The 22,614-nt window shown below is 67.1% G+C and carries 23 protein-coding genes; 7 read left to right on the top strand and 16 right to left on the bottom strand.

From position 1 onward, the window contains the following. Positions 1–5 precede the first annotated feature (5 nt). Positions 6–854, bottom strand: coding sequence for an SGNH/GDSL hydrolase family protein (locus tag OHA70_RS22210; protein ID WP_328320610.1), 849 nt, complete (start codon positions 852–854; stop codon positions 6–8). 145 nt (positions 855–999) lie between these two features. Between OHA70_RS22210 and OHA70_RS22205 the strand changes: the two genes are divergently transcribed. Beyond that, entirely contained in the window at positions 1,000–2,178 is a 1,179-nt protein-coding gene (locus tag OHA70_RS22205) for a Gfo/Idh/MocA family protein (RefSeq protein WP_328320608.1), read from the top strand. On the opposite strand, the gene OHA70_RS22200 is transcribed toward OHA70_RS22205, so the two are convergent. From OHA70_RS22200 to murI, 3 genes are all read right to left on the bottom strand, one after another. Then, on the bottom strand, positions 2,175–2,999 hold the full coding sequence (locus OHA70_RS22200; protein WP_328320606.1) for an alpha/beta fold hydrolase: 825 nt from the start codon (positions 2,997–2,999) through the stop codon (positions 2,175–2,177). The two genes, OHA70_RS22205 and OHA70_RS22200, sit on opposite strands and share 4 nt — an antisense overlap. Next, entirely contained in the window at positions 2,999–3,745 is a 747-nt protein-coding gene (locus OHA70_RS22195; RefSeq protein ID WP_328320604.1) for an MBL fold metallo-hydrolase, read from the bottom strand. The genes OHA70_RS22200 and OHA70_RS22195 overlap by 1 nt, the downstream gene beginning before the upstream one ends. A gap of 81 nt (positions 3,746–3,826) precedes the next feature. Then, positions 3,827–4,630, bottom strand: a complete 804-nt coding sequence (gene murI / locus OHA70_RS22190; RefSeq protein WP_328320602.1) for a glutamate racemase — start codon at positions 4,628–4,630, stop codon at positions 3,827–3,829. 153 nt (positions 4,631–4,783) lie between these two features. Between murI and OHA70_RS22185 the strand changes: the two genes are divergently transcribed. From OHA70_RS22185 to OHA70_RS22175, 3 genes are all read left to right on the top strand, one after another. Beyond that, the gene (locus OHA70_RS22185; RefSeq protein ID WP_328320600.1) at positions 4,784–5,185 is read left to right on the top strand and encodes a hypothetical protein; all 402 of its coding nucleotides are present in this window, start codon (positions 4,784–4,786) and stop codon (positions 5,183–5,185) included. An 84-nt stretch (positions 5,186–5,269) separates the two neighbouring features. After that, on the top strand, positions 5,270–7,510 hold the full coding sequence (locus OHA70_RS22180; RefSeq protein ID WP_328320598.1) for an excinuclease ABC subunit UvrA: 2,241 nt from the start codon (positions 5,270–5,272) through the stop codon (positions 7,508–7,510). Between the two features lie 123 nt (positions 7,511–7,633). Next, positions 7,634–7,876 carry a hypothetical protein gene (locus tag OHA70_RS22175; RefSeq protein WP_328320596.1) on the top strand — a complete coding sequence of 81 codons (243 nt, stop codon included), beginning with the start codon at positions 7,634–7,636 and terminating at the stop codon, positions 7,874–7,876. Between the two features lie 13 nt (positions 7,877–7,889). Here the strand turns inward: OHA70_RS22175 and OHA70_RS22170 are convergent, their stop codons facing one another. From OHA70_RS22170 to OHA70_RS22160, 3 genes are read right to left on the bottom strand one after another with little or no spacing between them, the layout of a single operon-like run. Then, complete coding sequence (locus OHA70_RS22170; RefSeq protein WP_442913843.1) at positions 7,890–8,837, bottom strand: PLP-dependent cysteine synthase family protein; 948 nt, start codon at positions 8,835–8,837, stop codon at positions 7,890–7,892. Between the two features lie 2 nt (positions 8,838–8,839). Further along, complete coding sequence (locus OHA70_RS22165; protein WP_328320594.1) at positions 8,840–9,118, bottom strand: MoaD/ThiS family protein; 279 nt, start codon at positions 9,116–9,118, stop codon at positions 8,840–8,842. A gap of 1 nt (position 9,119) precedes the next feature. Then, positions 9,120–9,572 (bottom strand): M67 family metallopeptidase, encoded by a 453-nt coding sequence (locus OHA70_RS22160; RefSeq protein WP_328320592.1) that lies wholly within the window; start codon positions 9,570–9,572, stop codon positions 9,120–9,122. 103 nt (positions 9,573–9,675) lie between these two features. Here OHA70_RS22160 and OHA70_RS22155 point away from each other — a divergent pair, with 103 nt between their 5' ends. Next, the gene (locus OHA70_RS22155) at positions 9,676–9,864 is read left to right on the top strand and encodes a hypothetical protein (RefSeq protein ID WP_328320590.1); all 189 of its coding nucleotides are present in this window, start codon (positions 9,676–9,678) and stop codon (positions 9,862–9,864) included. 137 nt (positions 9,865–10,001) lie between these two features. On the opposite strand, the gene OHA70_RS22150 is transcribed toward OHA70_RS22155, so the two are convergent. The 4 genes from OHA70_RS22150 to clpS form a co-directional block, all read right to left on the bottom strand. Further along, positions 10,002–10,979: an aldo/keto reductase gene (locus OHA70_RS22150; protein WP_328320588.1), complete on the bottom strand. Its 978-nt coding sequence runs from the start codon at positions 10,977–10,979 to the stop codon at positions 10,002–10,004. A 274-nt stretch (positions 10,980–11,253) separates the two neighbouring features. Continuing rightward, positions 11,254–14,394 carry an isoleucine--tRNA ligase gene (ileS, locus tag OHA70_RS22145; RefSeq protein WP_328320586.1) on the bottom strand — a complete coding sequence of 1,047 codons (3,141 nt, stop codon included), beginning with the start codon at positions 14,392–14,394 and terminating at the stop codon, positions 11,254–11,256. 64 nt (positions 14,395–14,458) lie between these two features. Then, positions 14,459–15,010: a DUF2017 domain-containing protein gene (locus OHA70_RS22140; protein WP_328320584.1), complete on the bottom strand. Its 552-nt coding sequence runs from the start codon at positions 15,008–15,010 to the stop codon at positions 14,459–14,461. Further along, complete coding sequence (clpS, locus tag OHA70_RS22135) at positions 15,007–15,294, bottom strand: ATP-dependent Clp protease adapter ClpS (protein WP_328320582.1); 288 nt, start codon at positions 15,292–15,294, stop codon at positions 15,007–15,009. Before clpS ends, OHA70_RS22140 begins: the two co-directional genes overlap by 4 nt. Positions 15,295–15,388: 94 nt before the next feature. Between clpS and OHA70_RS22130 the strand changes: the two genes are divergently transcribed. Continuing rightward, positions 15,389–16,678 (top strand): nicotinate phosphoribosyltransferase, encoded by a 1,290-nt coding sequence (locus OHA70_RS22130; protein ID WP_442913908.1) that lies wholly within the window; start codon positions 15,389–15,391, stop codon positions 16,676–16,678. Next, complete coding sequence (locus OHA70_RS22125; RefSeq protein ID WP_328320578.1) at positions 16,675–17,175, top strand: MarR family winged helix-turn-helix transcriptional regulator; 501 nt, start codon at positions 16,675–16,677, stop codon at positions 17,173–17,175. Before OHA70_RS22130 ends, OHA70_RS22125 begins: the two co-directional genes overlap by 4 nt. On the opposite strand, the gene OHA70_RS22120 is transcribed toward OHA70_RS22125, so the two are convergent. Genes OHA70_RS22120 through OHA70_RS22100 form a run of 5 tightly spaced genes read right to left on the bottom strand, consistent with a single transcriptional unit; the run spans position 17,172 to position 22,545 of the window. After that, on the bottom strand, positions 17,172–17,981 hold the full coding sequence (locus tag OHA70_RS22120) for an ABC transporter permease (RefSeq protein WP_328320576.1): 810 nt from the start codon (positions 17,979–17,981) through the stop codon (positions 17,172–17,174). The two genes, OHA70_RS22125 and OHA70_RS22120, sit on opposite strands and share 4 nt — an antisense overlap. Then, complete coding sequence (locus OHA70_RS22115) at positions 17,978–18,868, bottom strand: ABC transporter permease (protein ID WP_328320574.1); 891 nt, start codon at positions 18,866–18,868, stop codon at positions 17,978–17,980. The genes OHA70_RS22120 and OHA70_RS22115 overlap by 4 nt, the downstream gene beginning before the upstream one ends. Further along, on the bottom strand, positions 18,847–20,049 hold the full coding sequence (locus OHA70_RS22110) for an ABC transporter substrate-binding protein (protein ID WP_328320572.1): 1,203 nt from the start codon (positions 20,047–20,049) through the stop codon (positions 18,847–18,849). Before OHA70_RS22110 ends, OHA70_RS22115 begins: the two co-directional genes overlap by 22 nt. Continuing rightward, the gene (locus OHA70_RS22105) at positions 20,049–21,110 is read right to left on the bottom strand and encodes an ABC transporter ATP-binding protein (RefSeq protein WP_328320570.1); all 1,062 of its coding nucleotides are present in this window, start codon (positions 21,108–21,110) and stop codon (positions 20,049–20,051) included. The genes OHA70_RS22110 and OHA70_RS22105 overlap by 1 nt, the downstream gene beginning before the upstream one ends. A gap of 1 nt (position 21,111) precedes the next feature. Further along, positions 21,112–22,545 carry a gamma-aminobutyraldehyde dehydrogenase gene (locus OHA70_RS22100; RefSeq protein ID WP_328320568.1) on the bottom strand — a complete coding sequence of 478 codons (1,434 nt, stop codon included), beginning with the start codon at positions 22,543–22,545 and terminating at the stop codon, positions 21,112–21,114. Positions 22,546–22,614: the final 69 nt, after the last annotated feature.

The raw sequence follows: 22,614 nt of genomic DNA, 5'->3' as shown, positions 1-22,614 counted from the left end.
AAACCCTATGCCTGAACCTGCTGCACCTCCGCATCGGCGGTCGGGCGAGCTGTGGATAACCCAGCGGGACGGAATTGGGTGAGGGCCATCCGGGCGGCCCAGGGGGTGAGGTCGCCCGCTCGGCGGCCCAGCCAGGGGACGCCTTCGCGGAGCATCCAGAGGGCGTCTGCCCACTTGGAAGGGGTGTCGCCGATGCAGTCCAGAGCCGGGGGTTCCGCGATCGGCAGGCCCTGGCGGTGGAGTTCGTCGGCGAAGGCCCGGGCCAGCCGGCGGTGGCCGCGTTCGCCGGGATGGAGACGATCGACGCTCCAGAAGTCGCGCCGGTAGACCTCGGGGTAGTCGGCCATGTCGATCCGGATCCCCCCGAAACGCAGGTACAGCTCGTCGTACACGGAGTTGACCTGCTCGATCCGCTGCCACAGTGGCCGGCGCAACCACGCCGGCAGGCCGAACACCTGGCCATGGTCATGGAACCGTACGGTCAGCAGCGTCGCGCCGCGCCCGGTCAGCTGCTCCGCGCAGTACTGGAGGCAGTCCCGGATCTGGCCGGCGTCGAAGGTCGAGCGCAGCGTGTCGTTCACGCCGACGATCAAGGAGGCGAGGTCGATCGGGCCCGAGCCCGTCGACGGGAGTTGGTTGGTCGCCACCATCGGTGCGGTGGCGCCGCTGGTCGCGAAGTTGGAGAACGTCACACGGTGGGAGCTGCCCAGGGAGTCGGCGAGCAGCGAGGCCCAGCCCCGCCACCCCTCCCCGGGGCGTGCTCCGGCACCGGCCAGGTCGGTCGTACTGCCGTTCATCGGGTCCCCGACACCAACGGTGGTCGAGTCGCCGAGTGCCACATAGTGGAGGGTCACATTCCGTCATGGTGACGGGGCTGTCCGATGTCTGCGCAGACCTGAGATGACCGCTTGGTTGACACCTCGGAATCAGAGGGGTGTTGAAGAGCGGAACTGTTCAGACATAGGGTTTAGCAATCATCTATGTGCAGGAGTCGCTCGCATGAGTACAGAAGACCTCCGGTTCGGTGTGGTCGGGCTCGGCGCCCGGAGCCGACTGGCCAAGCATGCCCACCAGCCCGGTGAAGGATCCCGGATCGTCGCCGTCTGCGACCCCGTCGAGGCGCAGCAGCAGGCCGCGCTCGCGGAGTACCCGGACGCCCAGGCGTACGCCGACCACACCGATCTGCTCGACCTGAAGCTGGACGGCGTGTTCCTGACCACGCCCGACGATCTGCACGAGGATCCGGCGATCGACTTCCTCCGGGCCGGCGTCGCCGTCTTCGTCGAGAAGCCGCTGGCCATCACCACCTCCGGCTGCGACCGGGTGCTGCAAGCGGCGTACGACACCGGCACCCGCCTGTACGTCGGGCACAACATGCGCCACATGCCGGTCGTGCTGACCATGCGCGACCTGATCCAGCAGGGCGCGATCGGCGAGGTCAAGGCGATCTGGTGCCGGCACTTCGTCGGCCACGGCGGCGACTTCTACTTCAAGGACTGGCACGCCGACCGCAGGCGTAGTACCAGCCTGTTGCTGCAGAAGGGTGCCCACGACATCGACGTGATGCACTGGCTGGCCGGCGGCTACACCACCCGGGCGAACGCGCTCGGCGGTCTCACCCTGTACGGCGGGATCGCGGATCGCCAGGACCGTTCCGGGCAACGGTTCTCGGAGTTCGTGTCCGAGGACAACTGGCCGCCGCTGTCGCAGACCGGGATGGCGCCGGTGATGGACGTCGAGGACCTCTCGATGGCGAATCTCCAACTGGACAACGGCGTTCTGATGTCCTACGAGCAGTGCCACTACACGCCGGACTACTGGCGCAACTACACCGTGATCGGTACGGCGGGCCGGCTGGAGAACTTCGGCGACGGCCCTGGTGACCTCGTCAAGGTGTGGAACAGCAGGCGCTCCGGGTATCGCGCGGACGCCGACATCGTGGTCGAGATCCCGGATGCCGAAGGCGGCCACGCAGGCGCCGATCCGCGTCTGGTGGCGGAGTTCGTCAACTTCGTCCGCGAAGGCGGCGCGACCCTGACCTCGCCTGTCGCAGCCCGAGCGGCGGTCGCAGCCGGGTACGCGGCCACCACATCCCTGCGCAGCAACGGCACCCCGATCGACGTACCGCCGCTGGACCAGTCCCTCATCGACTACTTCGAGCGCGGCCAGACCCGCTAGCTGGTCAGGAACTCCTGCAGTACTTGACGAAGCTCGTCCGGCCGCTCGCGCCACAGCGAGTGGCCGGCCCCTTCGATCAAGCGGAACTCATGGTTGGGGAGATGCTTCGCAAGCTCCTGTACTGCGCTCGCCGGCCGCGGATCACCGTCGCCATGTACCAGCCAGACAGGCATCGTCAGCCCGGCCAGAGCCGCGACCAGCTCGTCGTCCGGCACGGCGTTGCTGAGCGCCCGATTGGCGGCGAAGTTGATCGGATACGGATAGGCGGCATCCTCTAGCGCCCACTGCCAGGCATGCTCGCGATCGGCGTGATCGGTGAACCAGGACAGCGCCCGGAACTCCGTCTCCTCCGCCGCTGTCCGGCCTGGCCGGAAGGACTCCAGGCGCTCCAGTTGCTCCGGCGTCATGCGCTGGTCGCGCGCTTCGTAGTACGGGGTATGCCAGTCGCCGATGCCGACGCCGCTGAAATGGCCGACCTTGGCCACGTGCTGCGGGTAGGCGGCCGCGTAGGTCAGCGCGAGCTTCGCGCCGAACGAGTGGCCGAGGACAACGATCTGCTCGTGTCCCCAGTGCTCGCGCAACTCGTCGATATCGTCCTGAAGCCGTTGCATGGTTTGGTGTTCGGACGGATCCGAGCCACCACACCCGCGCTGGTCGAAGCGGTGCACGACGGTCAGGTCGTCGAGCATCGCGGCGACGGGCTCGAGGTAGTCCCACAACCCCGGGCCGCCGTGCAGCAGTACCACCGGCGGCGCGGCCGTCGGAGTACCGGAGGTCCAGGTGCGCAGACGGATCTCGTCAGACAGGGTGACGAGCTCCATCAGACCTGGAAGGTTGCATTCGGGGTGGCGACCAAGACTTCTCCCGGGTAGGTGCGGCGGGCCCCTATCCCCTGCGTTTCGCGGTCGAACCAGGGCGGGACATGGGTGATGACGAGGCGTTTGACCCCGGCTTTCTTGGCGTGTTCGCCCGCGTCGGCAGGCGTCAGGTGGAGGTCGGGCGGGTTGTTCGGGTCGTCGTCGCGCAGGGCGGCTTCGCACAACAGGAGGTCGGCGCCACGGGCCAGCTCGATCAGCCCGTCATTGGGGCCGGTGTCGCCGGTGTAGACCAGGGACTTGTTGCCGTACTCAACGCGGATCGCGTACGCCGGTACCGGGTGCACCATCGCCGTGGTGCGGACGGTGAACGGCCCGATCTGCTGGATCTCCTGCCAGGTATGGAACTCCAGCTCCTCTTCCATCCCCGGGTCGGGCGGCAGGTCGTAGGCAAGCGCCATCCGCGCGGAGGCGCCGGGCGGGCCGTAGACGGGGATCCTGGGCAGCGGCGAGGACGGCGAGTACTTCGCCGCGACATACAGGCCGCACAGATCCATGCAGTGGTCGGGATGGAGGTGGGACAAGGCGATCGCGCCGATCTCCGGCACGGACAGGTGGCGTTGCAGCGCGCCGAGCGCGCCGCTGCCGAGATCGAGAATGAGGTTGAATCCGTCGGCGGTGACCAGATAGCTCGAAGCAGGCGAGTCCGGTCCGGGGACGGACCCGGAGCAGCCGAGCACAATGAGCTTCATATCTTGAACATTACCGGCGGGTTGCCGACTTCGCAGAGCGACCAGAGCGTCGCCGAGGGCAACCAAATCGGCCGGACATCGTCAGCGGACCCAGGCGAACTGGTCGACGCCCGAGATCACCGGGCCGAGGAACCGCGAGCCGATCGCGGCGAACTCGTCCGGGCTGCCGGTGGTCACGAACCGGTGCCGCGGCGCCGGCAGGTCGTCGGCGCGCAGCAGACCCTCCTTGGTGAGCACGCCGTAGACGTCCTTGGCGCACTCCTCCGCACTGCTGACGAGGGAGACGTTGTCACCCATCACGTACGAGATCACGCCGGTCAGCAGCGGGTAGTGGGTGCAGCCGAGGATGAGCGTGTCGACGTCTGCCTCGACCAGCGGATCGAGGTATTCGTGAGCCGCGGCAAGCAACTCCGGTCCGGAGGTGACCCCTGCCTCGACGAACTCCACGAACCTCGGGCATGCCCGCGTTGTCAGCTGTACTTGAGGAGCAGCCGCGAACGCATCCTCGTAGGCAAGGGAGGTTGCCGTTGCCTGCGTGCAGATCACGCCTACCCGCTGACTCCTCGTCGCCGCCACGGCACGCCGGGCCGCGGGGAGAATCACCTCGACGACCGGTACGTCGTACCGTTCGCGTGCATCCCTGAGCATCGCGGCGCTGGCCGAGTTGCAGGCGATCACGAGCATCTTCACGCCGGCCTCGACCAGATGGTCAAGGCATTCCAGCGCATACTCGCGGACCTCGGCGATCGGCTTCGGACCGTACGGCTGGCGCGCGGTGTCACCCAGGTACAGGACCGGTTCGTGCGGCAACTGGTCGAGCACCGACCTCGTCACCGTGAGCCCGCCGAACCCTGAGTCGAAGATGCCGATCGGTGCGTCTGCCACGCTCCGAAGCCTAACTCTCGAAGGCGGGAATGCCGTTACCGGGCAGAACTGAAGTAAGCCTTACCTGAGCCCGTCGAGCGACACGCCGGAGTTATCCACATCTTTACTCTCAGGAATTGCAAAGTGACGTGACGCAGGCCACTCTTAGCGGATGTGTTTCCAACCGCCCCCAGCGATGCCATGAACCTGGTGGTCCAGATCGCGGTGGCTTACACCACCACCGGTGCACCGAATCCGCACCCCAGCAACGCCGCGGTGGCAGGCTCTGCCACCGGTCCGGCTGTGGAGACGAGCACGTCCAGCACCAGCGCCGGCGCGGATGTCGCGTCGGCGATCGGCCCGACGGGCCTGCTGCTGCTGATCGCGCTCGCCGCCTTCGCCCTGTACCTCGTCTCGTTGTCCCTGCACCCGAACGCCAAATGCAATCGCTGCAAGGGCGCCGGCCGGCACAAGGGCTACTTCTTCAGCTACGCACAACGCCCCTGCAGCAGCTGCAAGGGCCGCGGCGTCCATCCCCGGCTAGGCCGCAAGGTCCTCTTCAAGACCTCGACGTAGTTCGCCCGACCCACCGCCTGCCGCCCGCCCGCGGCCGGACGGTGCGCGCCGATTTCTGTCGGCGGCCCTGGGTACGTTGTGGGGATGAGCACGATTCGCATCCTGCGCGCCCGGGAGAACAACCTGCGCGACGTGTCCGTCGAGCTGCCGAAGCACCGGCTGATCGTCGTCACGGGCGTGTCCGGCTCGGGCAAGTCGTCGCTCGTCTTCGACACCATCGCGGCCGAGGCGCAACGCCAGCTGAACGAGACGTTCACGACGTTCATCCGCAACCGGCTGCCGAAGTACGGGCAACCCGACGCGGACGCGATCGAGAACCTGTCCCCCGCGATCGTCGTCGCCCAGCGCCGGATCGGCGGCAGCACGCGCTCCACCGTCGGCACTGTGACCGACATCCATCCGCTGCTGCGGTTGCTCTTCTCGCGCGCCGGCACGCCGTTCGTCGGCTACTCGAACCGGTTCTCGTTCAACGATCCCGAGGGCATGTGCCCGGCCTGCCAGGGCACGGGGATCAGCGCGACGCTCGACGAGGAAGCGTTCGTCGACCGGTCGCTGGCGCTCTCGGACGGGCCGTTGCGGCATCCGAGCTTCGCGGTCGGGCGGTGGTACTGGAAGTACTACGCCGAGTCGGGGCTGTTCGATCTGGACAAACCCCTCAGCCGGTACTCCGAGAGCGCCTGGCAGACCTTGCGCCGCGGAGCGCGAGCGGCTCACCCGTTGCCGGCGACGCCGGACGACTTCGAGGGCGTGATCGATCGGTTCCACCGGCTGTTCCTGCGCAAGGACGTCAGCAAGATGTCGGCGGCGAACCGGAAGGTGTTCGAGCGGCTGGTGTCGTCGGGAGTGTGCCCGGAGTGTGCGGGTGGGCGGCTCAACGCGGAGGCGCTCGGGTGCACGATCGGTGGGCGCAACATCGCGGAGTTCGCGGCGTTGCAGGCTGATGAGCTGCTCGAAGTACTGGACTCAGTCGACGAGCCTGAGGCGGCGACGGTGGTCGAGAACCTGCGCGACCGGCTCGGCAATCTGGTCACCATCGGGCTCGGCTATCTGAGCCTCGACCGGCAGACGAGCACGCTGTCCGGTGGTGAATCGCAACGGATCAAGATGGTTCGGCACCTCGGCAGCAGCCTCGGCGACATGCTCTACATCTTCGACGAACCGACGGCCGGGCTGCATCCGGAGGACGTCGAGCGGTTCGGCCGGCTGCTGCGCAAGCTCCAGGAGAAGGGCAACACCGTGCTCGTCGTCGAGCACGACCGCGACGTCATCGAGCTCGCCGATCACGTCGTCGACGTCGGCCCGGGCGCGGGACCGGACGGTGGGCGGATCGTCTACGAAGGCGACGTCGCCGGGTTGCGGTCGGCGAAGACCGAGACCGGGCGATTCATGGACCGGGCGGCGCCACTCAACCGCTCGCCCCGCGAACCCACCGGCAAGCTGACCATCGCGAACGCGTCGGCGCACAACCTGCGCGACGTCACCGTGGAGATCCCGACCGGTGTGCTCACCGTGGTGACGGGGGTGGCGGGCTCGGGCAAGAGCAGTCTGATCAACGACGAGTTGCGGGCCCAGCATCCCGAGGCCGTCGCGATCGACCAAGGTCAACTCTCGGGCAACCGCCGGTCCAGCCCGGCGACGTACACGGGAATCATGGACGAGATCCGCGACCTGTTCGCCCGGGCGAACGACGTCAGCCCGGCGCTGTTCAGCTCGAACTCCGAAGGCGCCTGCCCGAACTGCAAGGGTCTCGGCTTCGTCTACACCGAGCTGGCCTTCATGGACGACCTGAAATCGCTCTGCGAGGTCTGCGCCGGACGCCGGTACACCGACGAGGTACTCGGCTACCGCCTGGCCGGACGGTCGATCGCGGACGCGCTGGAGCTGACGATCAGCGAGGCGGCCGGGGTGTTCGGCAGTCGAGCGGTGGAGGCGACCATCGCCGCCCTGGACGACGTCGGTCTCGGCTACCTGAAGCTCGGCCAACCGCTGACCACGTTGTCCGGCGGCGAGTGCCAACGGGTGAAACTCGCGACCGAGCTGCAGACCCCCGCGAAGGTCTACCTGATGGACGAGCCGACGACCGGACTGCACATGGCCGACGTCGACCAACTGCTCGGCATCATCCATCGCCTCGTCGACAGCGGCAGCACGGTGATCGCGATCGAGCACAACCTGGACATCATCGGAGCCGCCGACTGGCTCATCGACCTGGGCCCCGGCCCGGGCCACGATGGCGGCCAGATCCTCTTCGAGGGGACTCCGGCGGCGCTGCTGGAGGACCGGAAATCGCTGACCGCCGAGCACTTGCGCCGGGCGGTCGCCTGACCGTTTCCCCTTGGGGCAAAGGCAAACCCTTGTCCTTCGGCGAGATTTCGGGTGATGCCTTGCCGCGCCCCGCGCGGCCGCCTACGGTCGGCTGACTTTCGCCCACCGACGAGGAGATTCACGATGACCGTGCCGTCCCACTTCATCCGCCGGGCCGCCGCCGTGGCCTTCACCACGGCCGCGCTGGCCGTCGCCCTGCAGGTCGCTCCGGCGAGCGCCGGGCACGGCCCGTTCAACACGCTCGGGCCGTTCAACAGCCTGGACGCCTGCAACAACTACAAGATGGACCTGGAGGGCTCCGGCGTGACCCAGCCCTGCTTCCTCAAGAACGGCAAGTGGTACTTCAAGTTCGCGCAGGAGATCTAGGCCCGCTGGACCGCTAGGCCCAGAGCTGGCCCTCGAGGCGGTCTTCCGCTTCGTCGATCGTGCCTTCGTAGGCGCCCGTGGACAGGTACTTCCAGCCGCCGTCCGCGACCACGAAGGCGATGTCGGCCTTCTCGCCCGCCTGGACGCACTTGGCGGCCTGGCCGAGCGCGGCATGCAGGATCGCGCCGGTGGAGATCCCGGCGAAGATGCCTTCGTTGTCGAGCAGTTCGCGCACCCGGCGGACCGCATCACGAGGGCCGACCGAGAAGCGGGCATCGATCAGCGACGCGTCGTACAGCTCGGGGACGAAGCCCTCGTCGAGGTTGCGCAGGCCGTAGACCAGTTCGCCGTACCGGGGTTCGGCGGCGACGATCCGTACTTCGGGCTTGTACTCACGGAAGAACCGCCCGGCACCCATCAGCGTGCCGGTGGTACCGAGTCCGGCGACGAAATGCGTCACCGACGGCAGGTCGGCGAAGATCTCGCGCGCGGTGCCGTCGTAATGCGCGGCCGCGTTCGAGGGGTTGCCGTACTGGTAGAGCATCACCCAGTCGGGGTGCTCCTCGGCCACCTGCTTGGCGACCCGGACAGCCTCGTTCGACCCGCCCGCGGCCGGCGAGGAGATGATCTCGACGCCCCACATCCGCAGGATTTGCCGGCGCTCCTCGGAGGTGTTCTCCGGCATCACGCAGACCATCCGGTACCCGCGCAGCTTGGCCGCCATCGCCAGCGAGATACCGGTGTTGCCCGACGTCGGCTCGAGGATCGTGTTGCCCGGCCGGAGCCGGCCGTCCTTCTCCGCGTCGAGCAGCATCCGCAGCGCCGCCCGGTCCTTGATCGAACCGGTCGGGTTGTGGTCCTCCAGCTTGGCCCACAGCCGGACATCACCGGACGGAGAGAGCTTCGGCAGGCCGACCAGCGGCGTACCGCCGACCGAGTCGAGCAGGCTGTCGAAACGCACGATCAGCCGCCGGCGACCGCGGGCAGTACGACGACGACGTCGCCGTCCTTGACGCCGGTGGACAGGCCGCCGGTGAAGCGGACGTCCTCGTCGTTGACGTAGACGTTGACGAACCGGCGCAGCTCCTCCGGCTCACCTTCCACGATCCGCTCCTTCAGGCCCGGGTGGGTGCCGTTCACGTTGTCGATGAACTCGGCCAGCGTCGCGCCGTCCCCGTTCACCGCCTTCTCGCCCCCGGTGTAGGTGCGCAGGATGGTCGGGACGCGAAGCTCGATCGCCATATCAGTTGTCTCCTTGGTTGCCGTAGTCCGCCACGATCTTCACTTCTTCTTCGGCGACCTCGCCGTCGATGATCCGGTACGACCGGAACTCCACCGGCCCGTCGTACGAGGCCTCGTCCGCGCCGTCGCGGGTGGAGACGAGCACGTAGTGCGCGCCCGGCTCCTGGGCCAGGTTGATGTCCGTCCGGGACGGGTAGGCCTCGGTGGCCGTGTGCGAGTGGTAGATCACGACCGGTTCCTCGTCGCGCTCGTCAATCTCCTTGTACAACCGGAACAGATCGCCGGAGTCGAACTCGTAGAACGTCGGCGACATCGCCGCGTTCAGCATCGGGATGAACCGGGCCGGCTGGTCGGATCCGGCCGGTCCGGCGACCACCCCACAGGCCTCGTCCGGATGGTCGCGACGAGCGTGCGCCACGATCGCGTCGTACGTGGCCTGGTCGATGGTGAGCACGCCTCCACGGTAATGGCCCGGCAAACCCGACCCCGCCAGCAGAACACTCCGTCCACATGATGGACGGTTTCGGAGAGTAATCGGCTGAGCATAATGAGTGAGCATGAGGGGACTGCGGAAGTACTGTCAGCACAAGTGGCAGAAGCTCAAGCTCGCCGTGGTGCCGAAGCGGTGGCGTGAACTCAACAAGGGCCTCTGGGTGAACGGCACCAAAGCGCTCGCCACCATCACCACCATCGTCGGCATCATCTCCGGAATCGTCAGCACGATCCTCTCCGTCGCAGCCGCCTGACCCCGCCTGCCGTCAGCGGGGAGGATCTTCGCCGAACTCGGGTAGGAATTTGGTCCCGATCAGGGCTAATTTCCTACCCAACTCCGGCCGGCTGAGGCGGAGGGCTCAGCCGGCGATCTGCGGCACCACGGCGGGAGCTACCAGCGGTCGTGGACCTGGGGGCGGATCAGCTCGTCGTACACGGTTTGGACGACCTTGAGCTCGCCTGTCGTGAGCGGGGCGAGGGCGGCGGCGCCGATGTTGCCTGCCACCTGTTGGGGGTTGCGGGCGCCGGGGATGACGACGGAGACGCCGGGCTGGTCGAGGATCCAGCGGAGGGCGAACTGGGCCATGGTGGCGGTGTCAGGGACTAGCGGAATCAGGCGCTTGACGGCCTCCAGGCCGGTGGCGAAGTCGACGCCGGAGAAGGTCTCGCCGACATCGAACGCCTCGCCCTTGCGGTTGTAGTTGCGGTGGTCGTCCGCGCCGAAGGTGGTGTTCTCGTCGTACTTCCCGGAGAGCAGCCCGCTGGCGAGCGGGACCCGGGCGATGATCCCGACGCCTGCCCGCTCGGCGGCCGGAAGGACCTCGTCGAGGGGCTTGAGGCGGAAGGCGTTGAGGATGATCTGCACGGACGCGACATTCGGCCGGGCGATCGCGGTCAGCGCTTCTTCACACGTCTCCACACTCACCCCGTACGCCGAGATGCGACCTTCCTGCACCAACGTGTCGAGCGCGTCGAACACTTCGTCGGTCGAGTAGACGGCGGTCGGCGGACAGTGCAGCTGCACCAGGTCGATCGTCTCGACCCCGAGGTTCTCCCGCGACCGATCGTTCCAGGCACGGAAGTTGTCGAAGTTGTAGTTCTCCGGCTTCTGCTCAACCCGGCGGCCCATCTTGCTCGCGACGGTCAGCTCCGGGTGCTCCTTCAGCACCTGCCCAACCAGCCGCTCACTCCGCCCGTCCCCATACACATCAGCCGTATCGATGAAGGTGACGCCACCCTCAACAGCCGAGTTGAGCACGGCGAGCGCATCCCCCTCATCCACCTCACCCCAGTCAGCCCCCAGCTGCCAGGCCCCCAGCCCAACCACGCCAACCTCACGACCAGTACGCCCGAGCGTCCGCTTCTCCATACAACCCACCCTATGCTCCGGCGGGCTGCGCCCGGTGGAGCAGCAGATGGCGGGCGTCGCCCGGACGTGAGCGGAGTGGAGCGGGCGCGGGGCTCCGCGCAGGTGGCGGGCGCCGGGCTGCGCCCAGCGGAGCAGGCGATGGTGACAGGCGCCGCTGCAGGCGCGGGTTGAGGGAAAGCGATGTGTCTTCAGGAGCCCGCTGCGGTGTCAGAGAAGTCGTCGCCTTCGGCGACCTCCACAGCAAGCGCGAGCTCGTCGCCCGGCGGAAGCCGGGTCAGGCCTTCGCCAGCGCGACGGTGAGGTCGTTGCCTTGGGTGATGTTGAGGGTGGTGGCGAGGGTTTCTGCCATCAGAACCTCGCGGTGTTCATCGATTGCTTCGAGGGTGGGGGCGTCGGCCGTCAGGTGCAGGGTGATGCGGTCGGTGATGTTCAGGTTGGCGTCGCGGCGGGATTGTTGGATTTGGCGGATTACGTCGCGGGCGATGCCTTCGCGTTCGAGGTCGGGGGTGATGAGTAGGTCGAGCATGACGAAGCCGCCGTTGGTGAGGAGGCCGGGGGCCTGGTGGCCGGAGTCGGTGGATTCGGCGAGGGTGGTTTCCAGGGTGTACTCGCCGGGCTGGAGGGGGACGCCGCCGGCTACGACGTCGCCCTCGGGAGAGACGGACCAGTCGCCGGACTTCGAGCCTTTGATGGCGGTCTGGACGTCGCGGCCCAGGCGGGGGCCGGCGGCTCGGGCGTTGACCGTCAGTTTCTGGGAGACCGGGGCGTCGGTGTCGTCCACCGCGGTCAGGACGACGGATCGGACGTTGACCTCGGCTTGGAGGACCGGGACCAACTGTTCGAGCGCCTTCGCGTCAGCGGTGGCGACGGTCAGCGTGCGCAGCGGCTGGCGACCGCGGATGCCTTCGGATTTGCGGATGGCTGAGGCTACTGAGCAGATCTCGCGGACTCGGTCCATTCGCGCGACCAGGTCGGCATCGGCGGGGAGGTCGGAGGTGGAGGGCCAGTCGGTGAGGTGGACTGAGCGTTCGCCCGTGAGGCCTCGCCAGATTTCCTCGGCGGTCAGGGGCAGCAAGGGTGCGACCACCCGGGTGACTACTTCGAGGGCTGTGTAGAGGGTGTTGAGGGCGTCTTGGAAGGTTGCGCCCTGCTCGTCCCAGAAGCGTTCGCGGGAGCGGCGGATGTACCAGTTGGTGAGGACTTCCAGGTAGCTGACGACCGACTCGCAGGCTGACGCGATGTCGTACCGGTCGAGGCGCTCCGTCATCTCGTCCACGAAGACCCGCAGCCGCGCCAGCAGGTAGCGGTCGAGTTCCACGGAGGACGACACCGACCACGACGCCGTGGCCGACGCGGCGTTCGCGTAGAGGCCGAAGAAGTACCAGGCGTTCCAGAGCGGGATCATCACCTGCCGGACGCCGTCGCGGATCCCGGCCTCGGTGACCACCAGGTTGCCACCGCGCAGGATCGGCGACGACATCAGGAACCAGCGCATCGCGTCCGCGCCGTCGCGATCGAACACCTCCCGCACGTCGGGATAGTTCCGCAGTGACTTGCTCATCTTCTGCCCGTCGCTGCCCAGCACGATCCCGTGCGCCAGGCACGACGAGAACGCCGGCCGATCGAAGAGTGCCGTCGCCAGGATGTGCATCGTGTAGAACCAGCCACGCGTCTGCCCGATGTACTCGACGATGAAGTCGCCCGGGAAGTGGTGCTCGAACCAGTCCGTGTTCTCGAACGGATAGTGCACCTGCGCGAAACTCATCGACCCCGAGTCGAACCACACATCCAGTACGTCGGCCACCCGCCGCATCGTCGAGCGGCCGGTGGGGTCGTCCGGATTCGGCCGCGTGAGCTCATCGACGTACGGGCGGTGCAGATCCGGTACGGCGACGCCGAAGTCGCGCTCCAGCTCCTCGACCGACCCGTAGACGTCGATCCGCGGATAGGCCGGATCGTCCGAGCGCCACACCGGGATCGGCGAACCCCAGAAGCGATTGCGGCTGATCGACCAGTCCCGCGCGTTCTCCAGCCACTTGCCGAACTGCCCGTGCTTGACGTGCTCAGGCACCCAGGTGATCTGCTCGTTCAGCTCGACCATCCGGTCCCGGATCCGGGTCACCTCGACGAACCAGCTCGAGACCGCCTTGTAGATCAGCGGATTCCGGCATCGCCAGCAATGTGGGTAGCTGTGCACATAGCTGTCCTCGCGAACGAGCGCCCCGGCCGCCTGGAGATCACGGATGATCGGCCGGTTCGCCTCGAAGACATGCTGACCCACGTACGGCGGAACCACGGTCGTGAAGCGAGCCCCGTCATCCACCGTCAGCAGCGTCGGGATCCCGACAGCGTCGCAGGCGAGCTGGTCCTCCTCGCCGTACGCCGGCGCCATGTGCACCACGCCGGTGCCGTTCTCCGTCGTCACATGGTCGGCCGCGATCACCTGAAAGGCGTTGGCAGTCCCCCACTTGGAAGCATCCGCGAAGAAGTCGAACAACGGCGTGTACCGCAGCCCGATCAGCTCCGACCCCTTCAACCGCCGCAAGACCTCACTCGACAGCCCAGCAACCCCGCCATGCTCCTCCGTGTACGCCGAAAGCCGCGCCTCAGCCAAGATCGTCGGCCGCCCCAAAGCGTCGGAGACCACCACATAGTCGATGTCCGGGGCAACAGCCATCGCCAGGTTGCTCGGCAGCGTCCACGGCGTCGTCGTCCAGGCCAGCAACCGCTCGCCCGTCTCCAGCACCACCGCAACCGTCACCGACGGATCCTGCCGCGGCTGATAGACGTCGTCATCCATCCGCAGCTCATGATTCGACAGCGGCGTCTCGTCGTTCCAGCAATACGGCAGGACACGCAGCCCCTCGTACACCAGGCCCTTGTCGTACAAGGTCTTGAAGGCCCAGATCACCGACTCCATGTAGTCGCGATTGAGCGTCTTGTAGTCGTTCCCGAAGTCGACCCACCGCGCCTGCCGGGTGACATAGGCCTGCCACTCGTCGGTGTACTTCAGCACCGACGCCCGGCACGTCTCGTTGAACTTCTCGATCCCCAACTCGAGGATCTCGGCCTTCGTCTTCAGCCCCAGCACCCGCTGAGCCTCCAACTCAGCCGGCAGCCCATGCGTGTCCCACCCGAACCGCCGCTCGACCCGATGCCCGCGCATCGTCTGGTACCGCGGCACCAGGTCCTTCACGTACCCCGTCAGCAGATGCCCGTAATGCGGCAACCCGTTGGCGAACGGCGGCCCGTCATAGAAGACGAACTCGTTCTCCCCGTCAACCCCCGCCGCCCGTTGCTCGACCGACGCAATGAACGTCCCGTCCGACTCCCAGTACTCGAGCACCTCACGCTCGATCTGCGGGAACTCCGGACTAGCGGTCAGTCGGGTCTTACCGGCCTTGGGGTAGCTCATTGGCCGATGGTATGCGGCCCGACGCGGCCGGCGCTCGGCGATTACCCGGTGCTGTGGATAAGCGTCAGCGGATGTTGTGGAGCAAGGCGGACTGGAGGTAGCCGAGCCAGTCGTAGAGGTCGTAGGTGAGGCGGCGGGGGTCGTCGTCGGGGAGTTTTTCCCAGACGCCGTAGTCGTCCTCTTCCTTGATGTCCAGGCGGGTGCCGATGGCGAGGCGGAGGTCGTTCAGGGCGCGGAGCCAGGCGAGTTGGGCGTCGCCTTCGAGGGTGATGCCGTCCTCGGGGGAGTTCTCCAGCGCGGTGAGGACGAGTTTGGCGTCCGAGGCCTTGCTGTCGCGGAGGCCACGTTCGGTGAAGCGGCGGAACTCGGACGACGCCTGGTCGTCGGACTTGTACGCGTCCGGCAGCAGCCGTTGCAGTACTACGTCCTCCGGCGGCGAGGTCGGCCCGTCGTTGTCGAGCAGCGCGGCCAGCGGGTCGCTCGACTCGGCGGCGCGCGGTGGCATCCCGTCGTACAGGAGCTCGACCAGGTTGCGGAGCAGGTTCGCCAGGATGTCCGCCTCGTGGTCGGCGAAGCTGACGATCACGGTCTTCTTGCGCTTGCGGAACCTCGTCACGACTTCTCACAGGTGGCCCACAGGCCGTACTGGTGCATGGCTTCGACGTCGCGTTCCATCGCCTCGCGGTTGCCGTTCGAGACGGCCGACTTGCCCTCTTCGTGGACCTGCATCATCAACTTCTCCGCCTTGGCCTTGGAGTAGCCGAAATGGGTCTGGAAGACGAACGTGACGTAGTCCATCAGGTTGACCGGATCGTTCCAGACGATGGTCACCCACGGTGGACTCAACTCGATCGCCTCGTCGATCTCGGGGCTCGCGAGTTCACTCGGTGCGGTGGTCACTAGGCCATTCTCTCCATCATCGGTTCTCGCCGCGCAATAGGCTGCTCTTGTGAACGCTACGACAGCGCTGCTGACGGACCACTACGAGCTGACCATGCTGCAGGCCAGTCTGGCCGACGGCACGGCGCACCGCCGCTCGGTTTTCGAACTGTTCGCCCGCCGCCTGCCCGACGGACGCCGGTACGGCGTGGTCGCGGGCGTGAACCGGCTCCTGGACGCGCTGGAGCGGTTCCGGTTCGAGGAGCAGACGATCGCCTTCCTGGCCGACCGCGGCATCGTCGACCAGGCTACCCGGGACTGGCTGGCCGGGTACCGGTTCAGCGGCGACATCGCCGGGTACGCCGACGGCGAAATCTTCTTCCCGGGCTCGCCGGTCCTGGTGGTGGAGTCGAGTTTCGCCGAGGCGGTGCTGCTGGAAACCGTCTTCCTGTCGATCCTGAACCACGACTCCGCGGTCGCCTCGGCGGCGTCGAGGATGACCTGGTGGGCCGGCGGCCGGCCCTGTATCGAGATGGGCTCGCGGCGGACCCACGAGGAGGCGGCGGTGGCGTCCGCGCTGGCGGCGTACATCGCGGGCTTCGCGACCACCTCGAATCTGGAGGCAGCCCGCCGCTTCGGCATCCCGAGCGCCGGGACCGCGGCCCACTCGTTCACCCTGCTGCACGACACCGAGCGGGACGCGTTCGTCTCCCAGGTGGATGCCCTCGGCAAGGGAACGACGCTGCTGATCGACACCTACGACCTGACCGAGGCGGTCAGGACCGCGATCGAGGTGACCGGCACCGAGCTGGGCGCGGTACGGCTCGACTCCGGCGACCTGCCGTCGCTGGCCGGGCAGGTGCGTGACCAGCTCGACGCGCTCGGCGCCACTAAGACCCGGGTGATCGTGACGAGCGACCTGGACGAGTACCAGATCGCCGCCCTCGCCCCGGCCGCCGTCGATGGGTACGGCGTGGGCACGTCGCTGGTGACCGGCAGCGGCTACCCGACCTGCGGTTTCGTCTACAAGCTGGTCGCCCGCGAGGACGCGGACGGCGACATGTTGCCGGTGGCGAAGAAGAGCCCGGACAAGATCTCGATCGGCGGCCGGAAGTACGCGCTGCGGCGTCGGTCAGCTGCCGGGGTGGCCGAGGTCGAGCTGATCGGCGTCGGCGAGCCGCCGGTGGACGACGGCGACGACCGCGAACTGCTCAAGTCGCTGGTCGAGGCCGGCAAGATCGTCGGCCGCACCACCCCCGCCGAGTCGCAGGCGCACCACCTCAAGGTCCGCGACGAGCTCCCCCGCAGCGCCAGCCAGCTCAGCCGCGGCGAGCCCGCCATCCCGACCGAGTACATCGGCGACATCCAGGCCCGCAACCCGTTCGCTCCACGGAGCGCGGTATGACCACGGAGTCCGGTACCACGCAACCCGGTACTACGCCCGCCCCGCGCTGGGACCCGGATGCGCCGGCCAGTGGCGGCGACATCCTGATCGCCCTGCGCTTCGCGGACCGGGCCGCCCGCAAGGCGATCGGCGACGAACTGGCCGGCACCGGCGTCCATACCGGCCAGGAGATCGTCCTGGCCAAGTTGCTCCACCACGGCTCGCTACCGGTGGCCCAACTCGCCAAGGTCCTCGATGTCGAGGTCCCCACGGCCACCCGCACCACCCAACGGATGGAAGCGGCCGGCCTGGTCCGCCGCCTCAAGAACGACGCCGACGCCCGCAAGGTCAGCATCGAGCTCACCGAGCACGGCACCGAGGTAGCCCGCACGGTCGCCCAGCTCCACGCCCAAGCAGGCGACCGAGCCCTCCAGGGCATCACCCCCGAAGACCGCCGCCTGCTCCGCAACCTCCTCTGGACCATCACCGGCAACATCGAGGACCTCCCCGGCAGCTAGCGACCGGCTCCTAGAGATTCGGCGTCGCCCGAGAGCTTCTGCGCCAGCCAGACCGGGATGATCGAGATGACGATCATCGCGGCGGCGATCACGTTCACGATCGGCGCCTGGTTCGGCCGGAACAGGTTGTTGAAGATCCAGATCGGCAGCGTCTGCTGCTGCGCGCCCGCGGTGAACGTGGTCACGATGATCTCGTCGAAGGACAACGCGAAGGCGAGCAACGCCCCCGCCAGCAACGCCGACCGCAGCAGCGGGAAGGTGACCAGGCGGAAGGTGGTGAAGGCTGAGGCGCCCAGGTCGGCCGAGGCCTGTTCCAGTTGGATCCCGGTACGCCGGAGCCGCGCGATCACGTTGTTGAACACGGTCACGATGCAGAACGTCGCATGCGCCACCACGATCGTCGCGAACCCGAGCTGCCACCCGAAGATCGTCCGGAACGCATTGTTCAACGCGATTCCCGTGACGATGCCGGGCAGCGCGATCGGCAGGATCACCAGCAACGACACCGCGTCCCGCCCGTAGAAGCTGAACCGCTGCAAGGCGAACGCGATCATCGTCCCGAGCACTAACGCGATCAGCGTCGCGGCCAGGCCCACCCGCCCACTCACCCAGAGCGCATCCAGCGCGCCCTGGCTCTCCGCCGCTCGCTTCCACCACTCCAGCGTCAGATCGCGCGGCGGCCAGGCGAACGTCTTGTTCACGTTGAACGAGTTGATCACCACCAACGCGAGCGGGACGTAGATGACACCCAGGATCAATGCGGTCAACACCCGCAACAGGATCTTCGTCGGCCGGGAGAAGGTCATAGCGACTCCATCGCGCCGGTACGCCGTACAGCCGCCAAATACACCAACATGACCACCACCGGCACCGTCGCCACCGCCGCTGCGAACGGCAAGTTGTTAGCGGCACCCACATTGTCGTAAACCACGTTGCCCAGCAGCTGATTGGTACCGCCGACGATCCGCACCGCGATGTAGTCCCCCAGCGACAACGAGAACGTGAAGATCGACCCGGCCACCACGGCCGGAACGATCACCGGCAACACGATCCGCCGCAACGTCGTCCCCGTCTTCCCGCCGAGATCAGCCGATGCCTCCAGCAACGAGTTCGGCAGCCGTTCCAGCCCGGCGTAGATCGGCAGGATCATGTACGGCAACCAGAGATAGGCCAGCGTCACGATCGTTGCCGTCAGCCCATACCCGGGCGAGTCCAAGCCCACCAGACCAGCCAGCGACGACACCAGCCCACCTTCGGAGAACATCCCGCGCCACGCATAAGCCTTGACCAGATAGCTGGCCCACAACGGCATCAGCACCGCGACGAGCAGCACCCGCCGCAGTCCCGGCCGCGCCACCTTCGACATGTAGAGCGCGATCGGGAACGCCACCACCGCGTCGATCACGGTCACCAGCACGGCGACCCCGATCGTCCGGAGCGCGATCGTCCGGTACACGTCGACGGTGAAGAGCGTCCGGAAGCTGTCCAGCGACCAGTTCCGCTCCACCAGCCCCGTGAAGCTGTTCTGCGACCACAACGCGGTGACGAACAACGCCGCCAGCGCGCCCAGGTACGCGACCCCGAGCCACAACATCGGCGGCCCGAGCAACAACCCCAACCGGAGCCGCGGGTGGCGGTACAGCACATTGCCGCGCCGTACCGCCGTCCCGCTCAGCCCTTGATCTGAGTCCACGCCTGCGTCCACTTGCCGTAGTCGGTGCACTTCACATCGGTACGGCCGTCCAGGCACTGCTCGATCGGCGTGGTCCAGTACCAGATCTTCTCCGAGTACGCCGCGTCGCCGGCGTGGAACGTCGCGCAGTGCTTCTTGTCCGCCGTCAGGTCACACGCCTTACCGTTCGACGGCGACTCTCCGAAGTACTCGGCAACAGCCGCGTTCGCCGATGGGCTGATGATGTGGTCCATCCACAAGTACCCGCAGTTCTTGTTCTTCGAGGTCGCGCTCAGCATCCAGGTGTCCGACCAGCCAGTGACACCTTCCGAAGGCACGGTCACCTGAACCGGTACCTTCTCGCCGCTGGCCACGTTCGCAATCACCTGCCAGGTGGTGCCGATCACCGAGTTGCCGCTGGTGAACGCCTGCACTTCCTTCAGGTAGTCCGACCAGTACTCCGACACCATCGTCTTCTGCTGCTTGAGCAGCTCGACAACCGCCGCCAACTGCGTGTCGTCCAGCGCATACGGATTCTTGATCCCCAGATCGGGCTTCTTGGCCATCAGGTACATCGCGGCGTCGGCGATGTAGATCGGCGAGTCGTACGCCGTCACCTTGCCCTTGTACGGCGAATCCGCCTCGAACACCGCACTCCAACTGGTCGGCGGCGTCGTCACCTTGTCGGTCCGCCACATCAACAGGTTCGCGCCGTATCCGTGCGGGATCCCGTACATCTGCCCCTTGACCGAGTTCCACGGCCGGTCCTTCAGGAACGGGTAGACGTCCTTGTAGTTCGGGATCAGATCGGTGTTGATCGGCTCGACCTGGCCGCCCGCGATCAGCCGCAGGGACGCATCGCCGGACGCCGACACCACGTCGTACTGGCCGGTCTTCATCAGGCTGACGGCCTCGTCGGAGGTGCCGAACGTCTTGACGGTCACCTGGCAGCCGGTCTTCTTCTCGAACGAGCTGACCCAGTCGACCTTGGGATCGTTCGAGCCGTCCTCCGCGTAGCCGGGCCAGGCGAGCACGCTCAGTTTGCCCTCGCCGGTGCCGAGCTTGTCGAGCTTCGGCAGGTCCGGCGCGGTGAATCCGGCGTTGCTCTGACCGCCGCCGCCGGAGCTGTCGCCCGAAGTACCGCAGGAGGCTGCCAGCAAGGTGAGGGCGCTGAGGCCCACCAGCAGAGTGAGTTTCTTCATCATGGCTCCAGAGATGGAGGGGTGGTGGGGATGGTGACGGTGTGTTCACGGCGCCAGCTGAGCCGGACTGCTTCCCCCCGGCGGCCCAGGCTGGCCTCGGCGGAGTCCTGCGTGTTCTGCTCCAGAACCAGCAGCGTTCCGCCGGCGTCGAGGTCGACGACCGACTGCGTCGCCGACCCCAGATAGACGACCTCACGAACCACCCCGGTCGCCGTGCAGTTCCCGGGCTCCGTGACGGAATCCCGGGTCGACATCCTGATCTTCTCGGGCCGGACGGTATAGGTGCCCTCGGCACCGATCACCTCGGCCGCCACCTCACCAGCCAGCAGATTGGACGTACCGACGAACCCGGCGACGAAGGCCGTCGCCGGATGTTCGTAGAGCTCGGCCGGCGTGGCGAGCTGTTCGATCCGGCCACTGTTGAAGACGGCGATCCGGTCGCTCATCGTCAGCGCCTCCTCCTGGTCGTGGGTGACGAAGACGAAGGTGATGCCGATGTCGCGCTGCATCGCCTTCAGCTCGATCTGCATCTCCCGGCGCAGCTTCAGGTCGAGCGCGCCGAGCGGCTCGTCGAGCAGCAGCACCTTCGGCCGGTTGACCAGCGCACGAGCGAGGGCGACTCGTTGCCGCTGGCCACCGGATAGTTGATGAGGGCGCCTTTCCCCGAACCCCTGCAGCCGTACGGTCTCCAGCGCCTCGACGGCTCGCTGCCGTCGTTCGCGCCGCTCGACCCGCTTCACCCGCAGCCCGTACTCGACGTTCTGCAGCACGCTCATGTGCGGGAAAAGCGCATAGTCCTGGAAGACCGTGTTCACATCCCGCGCGTACGGCGGTAGCTCGGTGACGTCGACTCCACCGAGCAGCACCTGGCCGGCCGTCGGCGTCTCGAAGCCGGCCACCATCCGCAGTACCGTCGTCTTGCCGGAGCCGGACGGCCCGAGCATGGAGAAGAACTCCCCCTCGGCGAGATCCAAGTCGATCCCGTCCACTGCGGTGACGTCGCCGAACGTCTTGGTCAGGCCGCGCAGGCTGATCGCGGTCTTGAGATCGGTCAGAGTCATCTCAGATCGCCGACATCACGTGCTTGACCCGGGTGTAGTCCTCCAGGCCGTACATGGACAGGTCCTTGCCATGGCCCGAATGCTTGAAGCCACCGTGCGGCATCTCGGCCACCAACGGGATGTGCGTGTTGATCCAGACGCAGCCGAAGTCGAGCGCCGCCGACATCCGCAGCGCGCGACTGTGATCGGTCGTGAAGACGCTCGACGCCAACCCGTACTGCACGCCGTTCGCCATCCGCAGCGCCTCGGCCTCGTCGGCGAAGGTCTGCACGGTGATCACCGGCCCGAACACCTCGTCCTGGATCATCTCGTCGTCCTGCCGCAACCCGGTCACGATCGTGGCGTCGTGGAAGAACCCATCGGCCAACGCGCCACCAGACCGCTCCCCACCCAGTACTACGGACGCACGCGCGGGCATCCGCGCCAGGAATCCGCGCACCCGTTCGAGCTGCATCGCGTTGTTCAGCGGACCGAACAGCGCATCCTCGTCATCGGCCAATCCCGGCCGCGCATTGTCGCAGGCCCAGCCTGCCAACGCTTCGACGAAGGCATCGTGCTGACTCTCATGGACGAGCACCCGGCAGGCCGCCGTACAGTCCTGACCGGCGTTGAAGTAGCCGCCGACTCCGATCGCCTCGGCCGCCGCCGCGAGGTCCGCATCCTCGAAGACGACCGCCGGCGCCTTGCCACCCAGCTCCAGATGCGTGCGTTTGAGGTCGAGCGCCGCGGTGCTCGCGACCTGCGTGCCCGCACGAGTCGACCCGGTGATGCTGACGAGCTGCGGTGTCGGATGCTCCACCAACGCTTGGCCGGTGTCGCGATCACCGCAGACGACGTTGAGCACCCCGGCCGGTAGTACCTCGGCCGCGAGCTCAGCAAGCATCACCGTCGTCACCGGTGTCGTCTCGGCCGGCTTGAGGACGACGGTGTTGCCGGCGGCAAGGGCCGGCGCGAACTTCCAGATCGCCATCATCATCGGGTAGTTCCACGGCGTGATCTGCCCGACGACGCCGATCGGCTCCCGGCGTACATAGGAGGTATGCCCGGCCAGGTACTCACCGGCCGACTTCCCCTCCAGCATCCGCGCGGCCCCGGCGAAGAACCTCAGCTGATCGATCAGTACTGCGAGCTCCTCCGTGCGGGTCAGCTCGAGTGGCTTGCCGGTGTTCTGCGACTCGGCGACGACGAGCTCGTTGCCACGAGCCTCGATCAGGTCGGCCAGCTTCAGCAGACCGCGCTGGCGCTCCGATGGCGTGGCGGCGGCCCAACCGGGCGCGGCCTCGGCAGCGGCGCGATAGGCCAGGTCGACGTCCTCGGCCCCGGACAGCGGCGCCGTCCCGAATGCCTTGCCCGTGGCTGGATCGACCAGCTCACTGGTGGCGCCTGAGAGCGCGTCCTGGGGTGTCCCATTGATCAGATTCCGAACGATTCGCATGAACGCTCCTCCGACTCGGGGCGCTAAACATATGAAATCAGATGTTAAAGTTCAAGCGATCGGCTTGAA

The organism is Kribbella sp. NBC_00382, assembly GCF_036067295.1.
Classification (GTDB): Bacteria; Actinomycetota; Actinomycetes; order Propionibacteriales; family Kribbellaceae; genus Kribbella.
The sequence above is the reverse complement of the archived record's forward strand: the minus strand, read 5'-3'. Positions and strand labels throughout refer to the sequence as shown.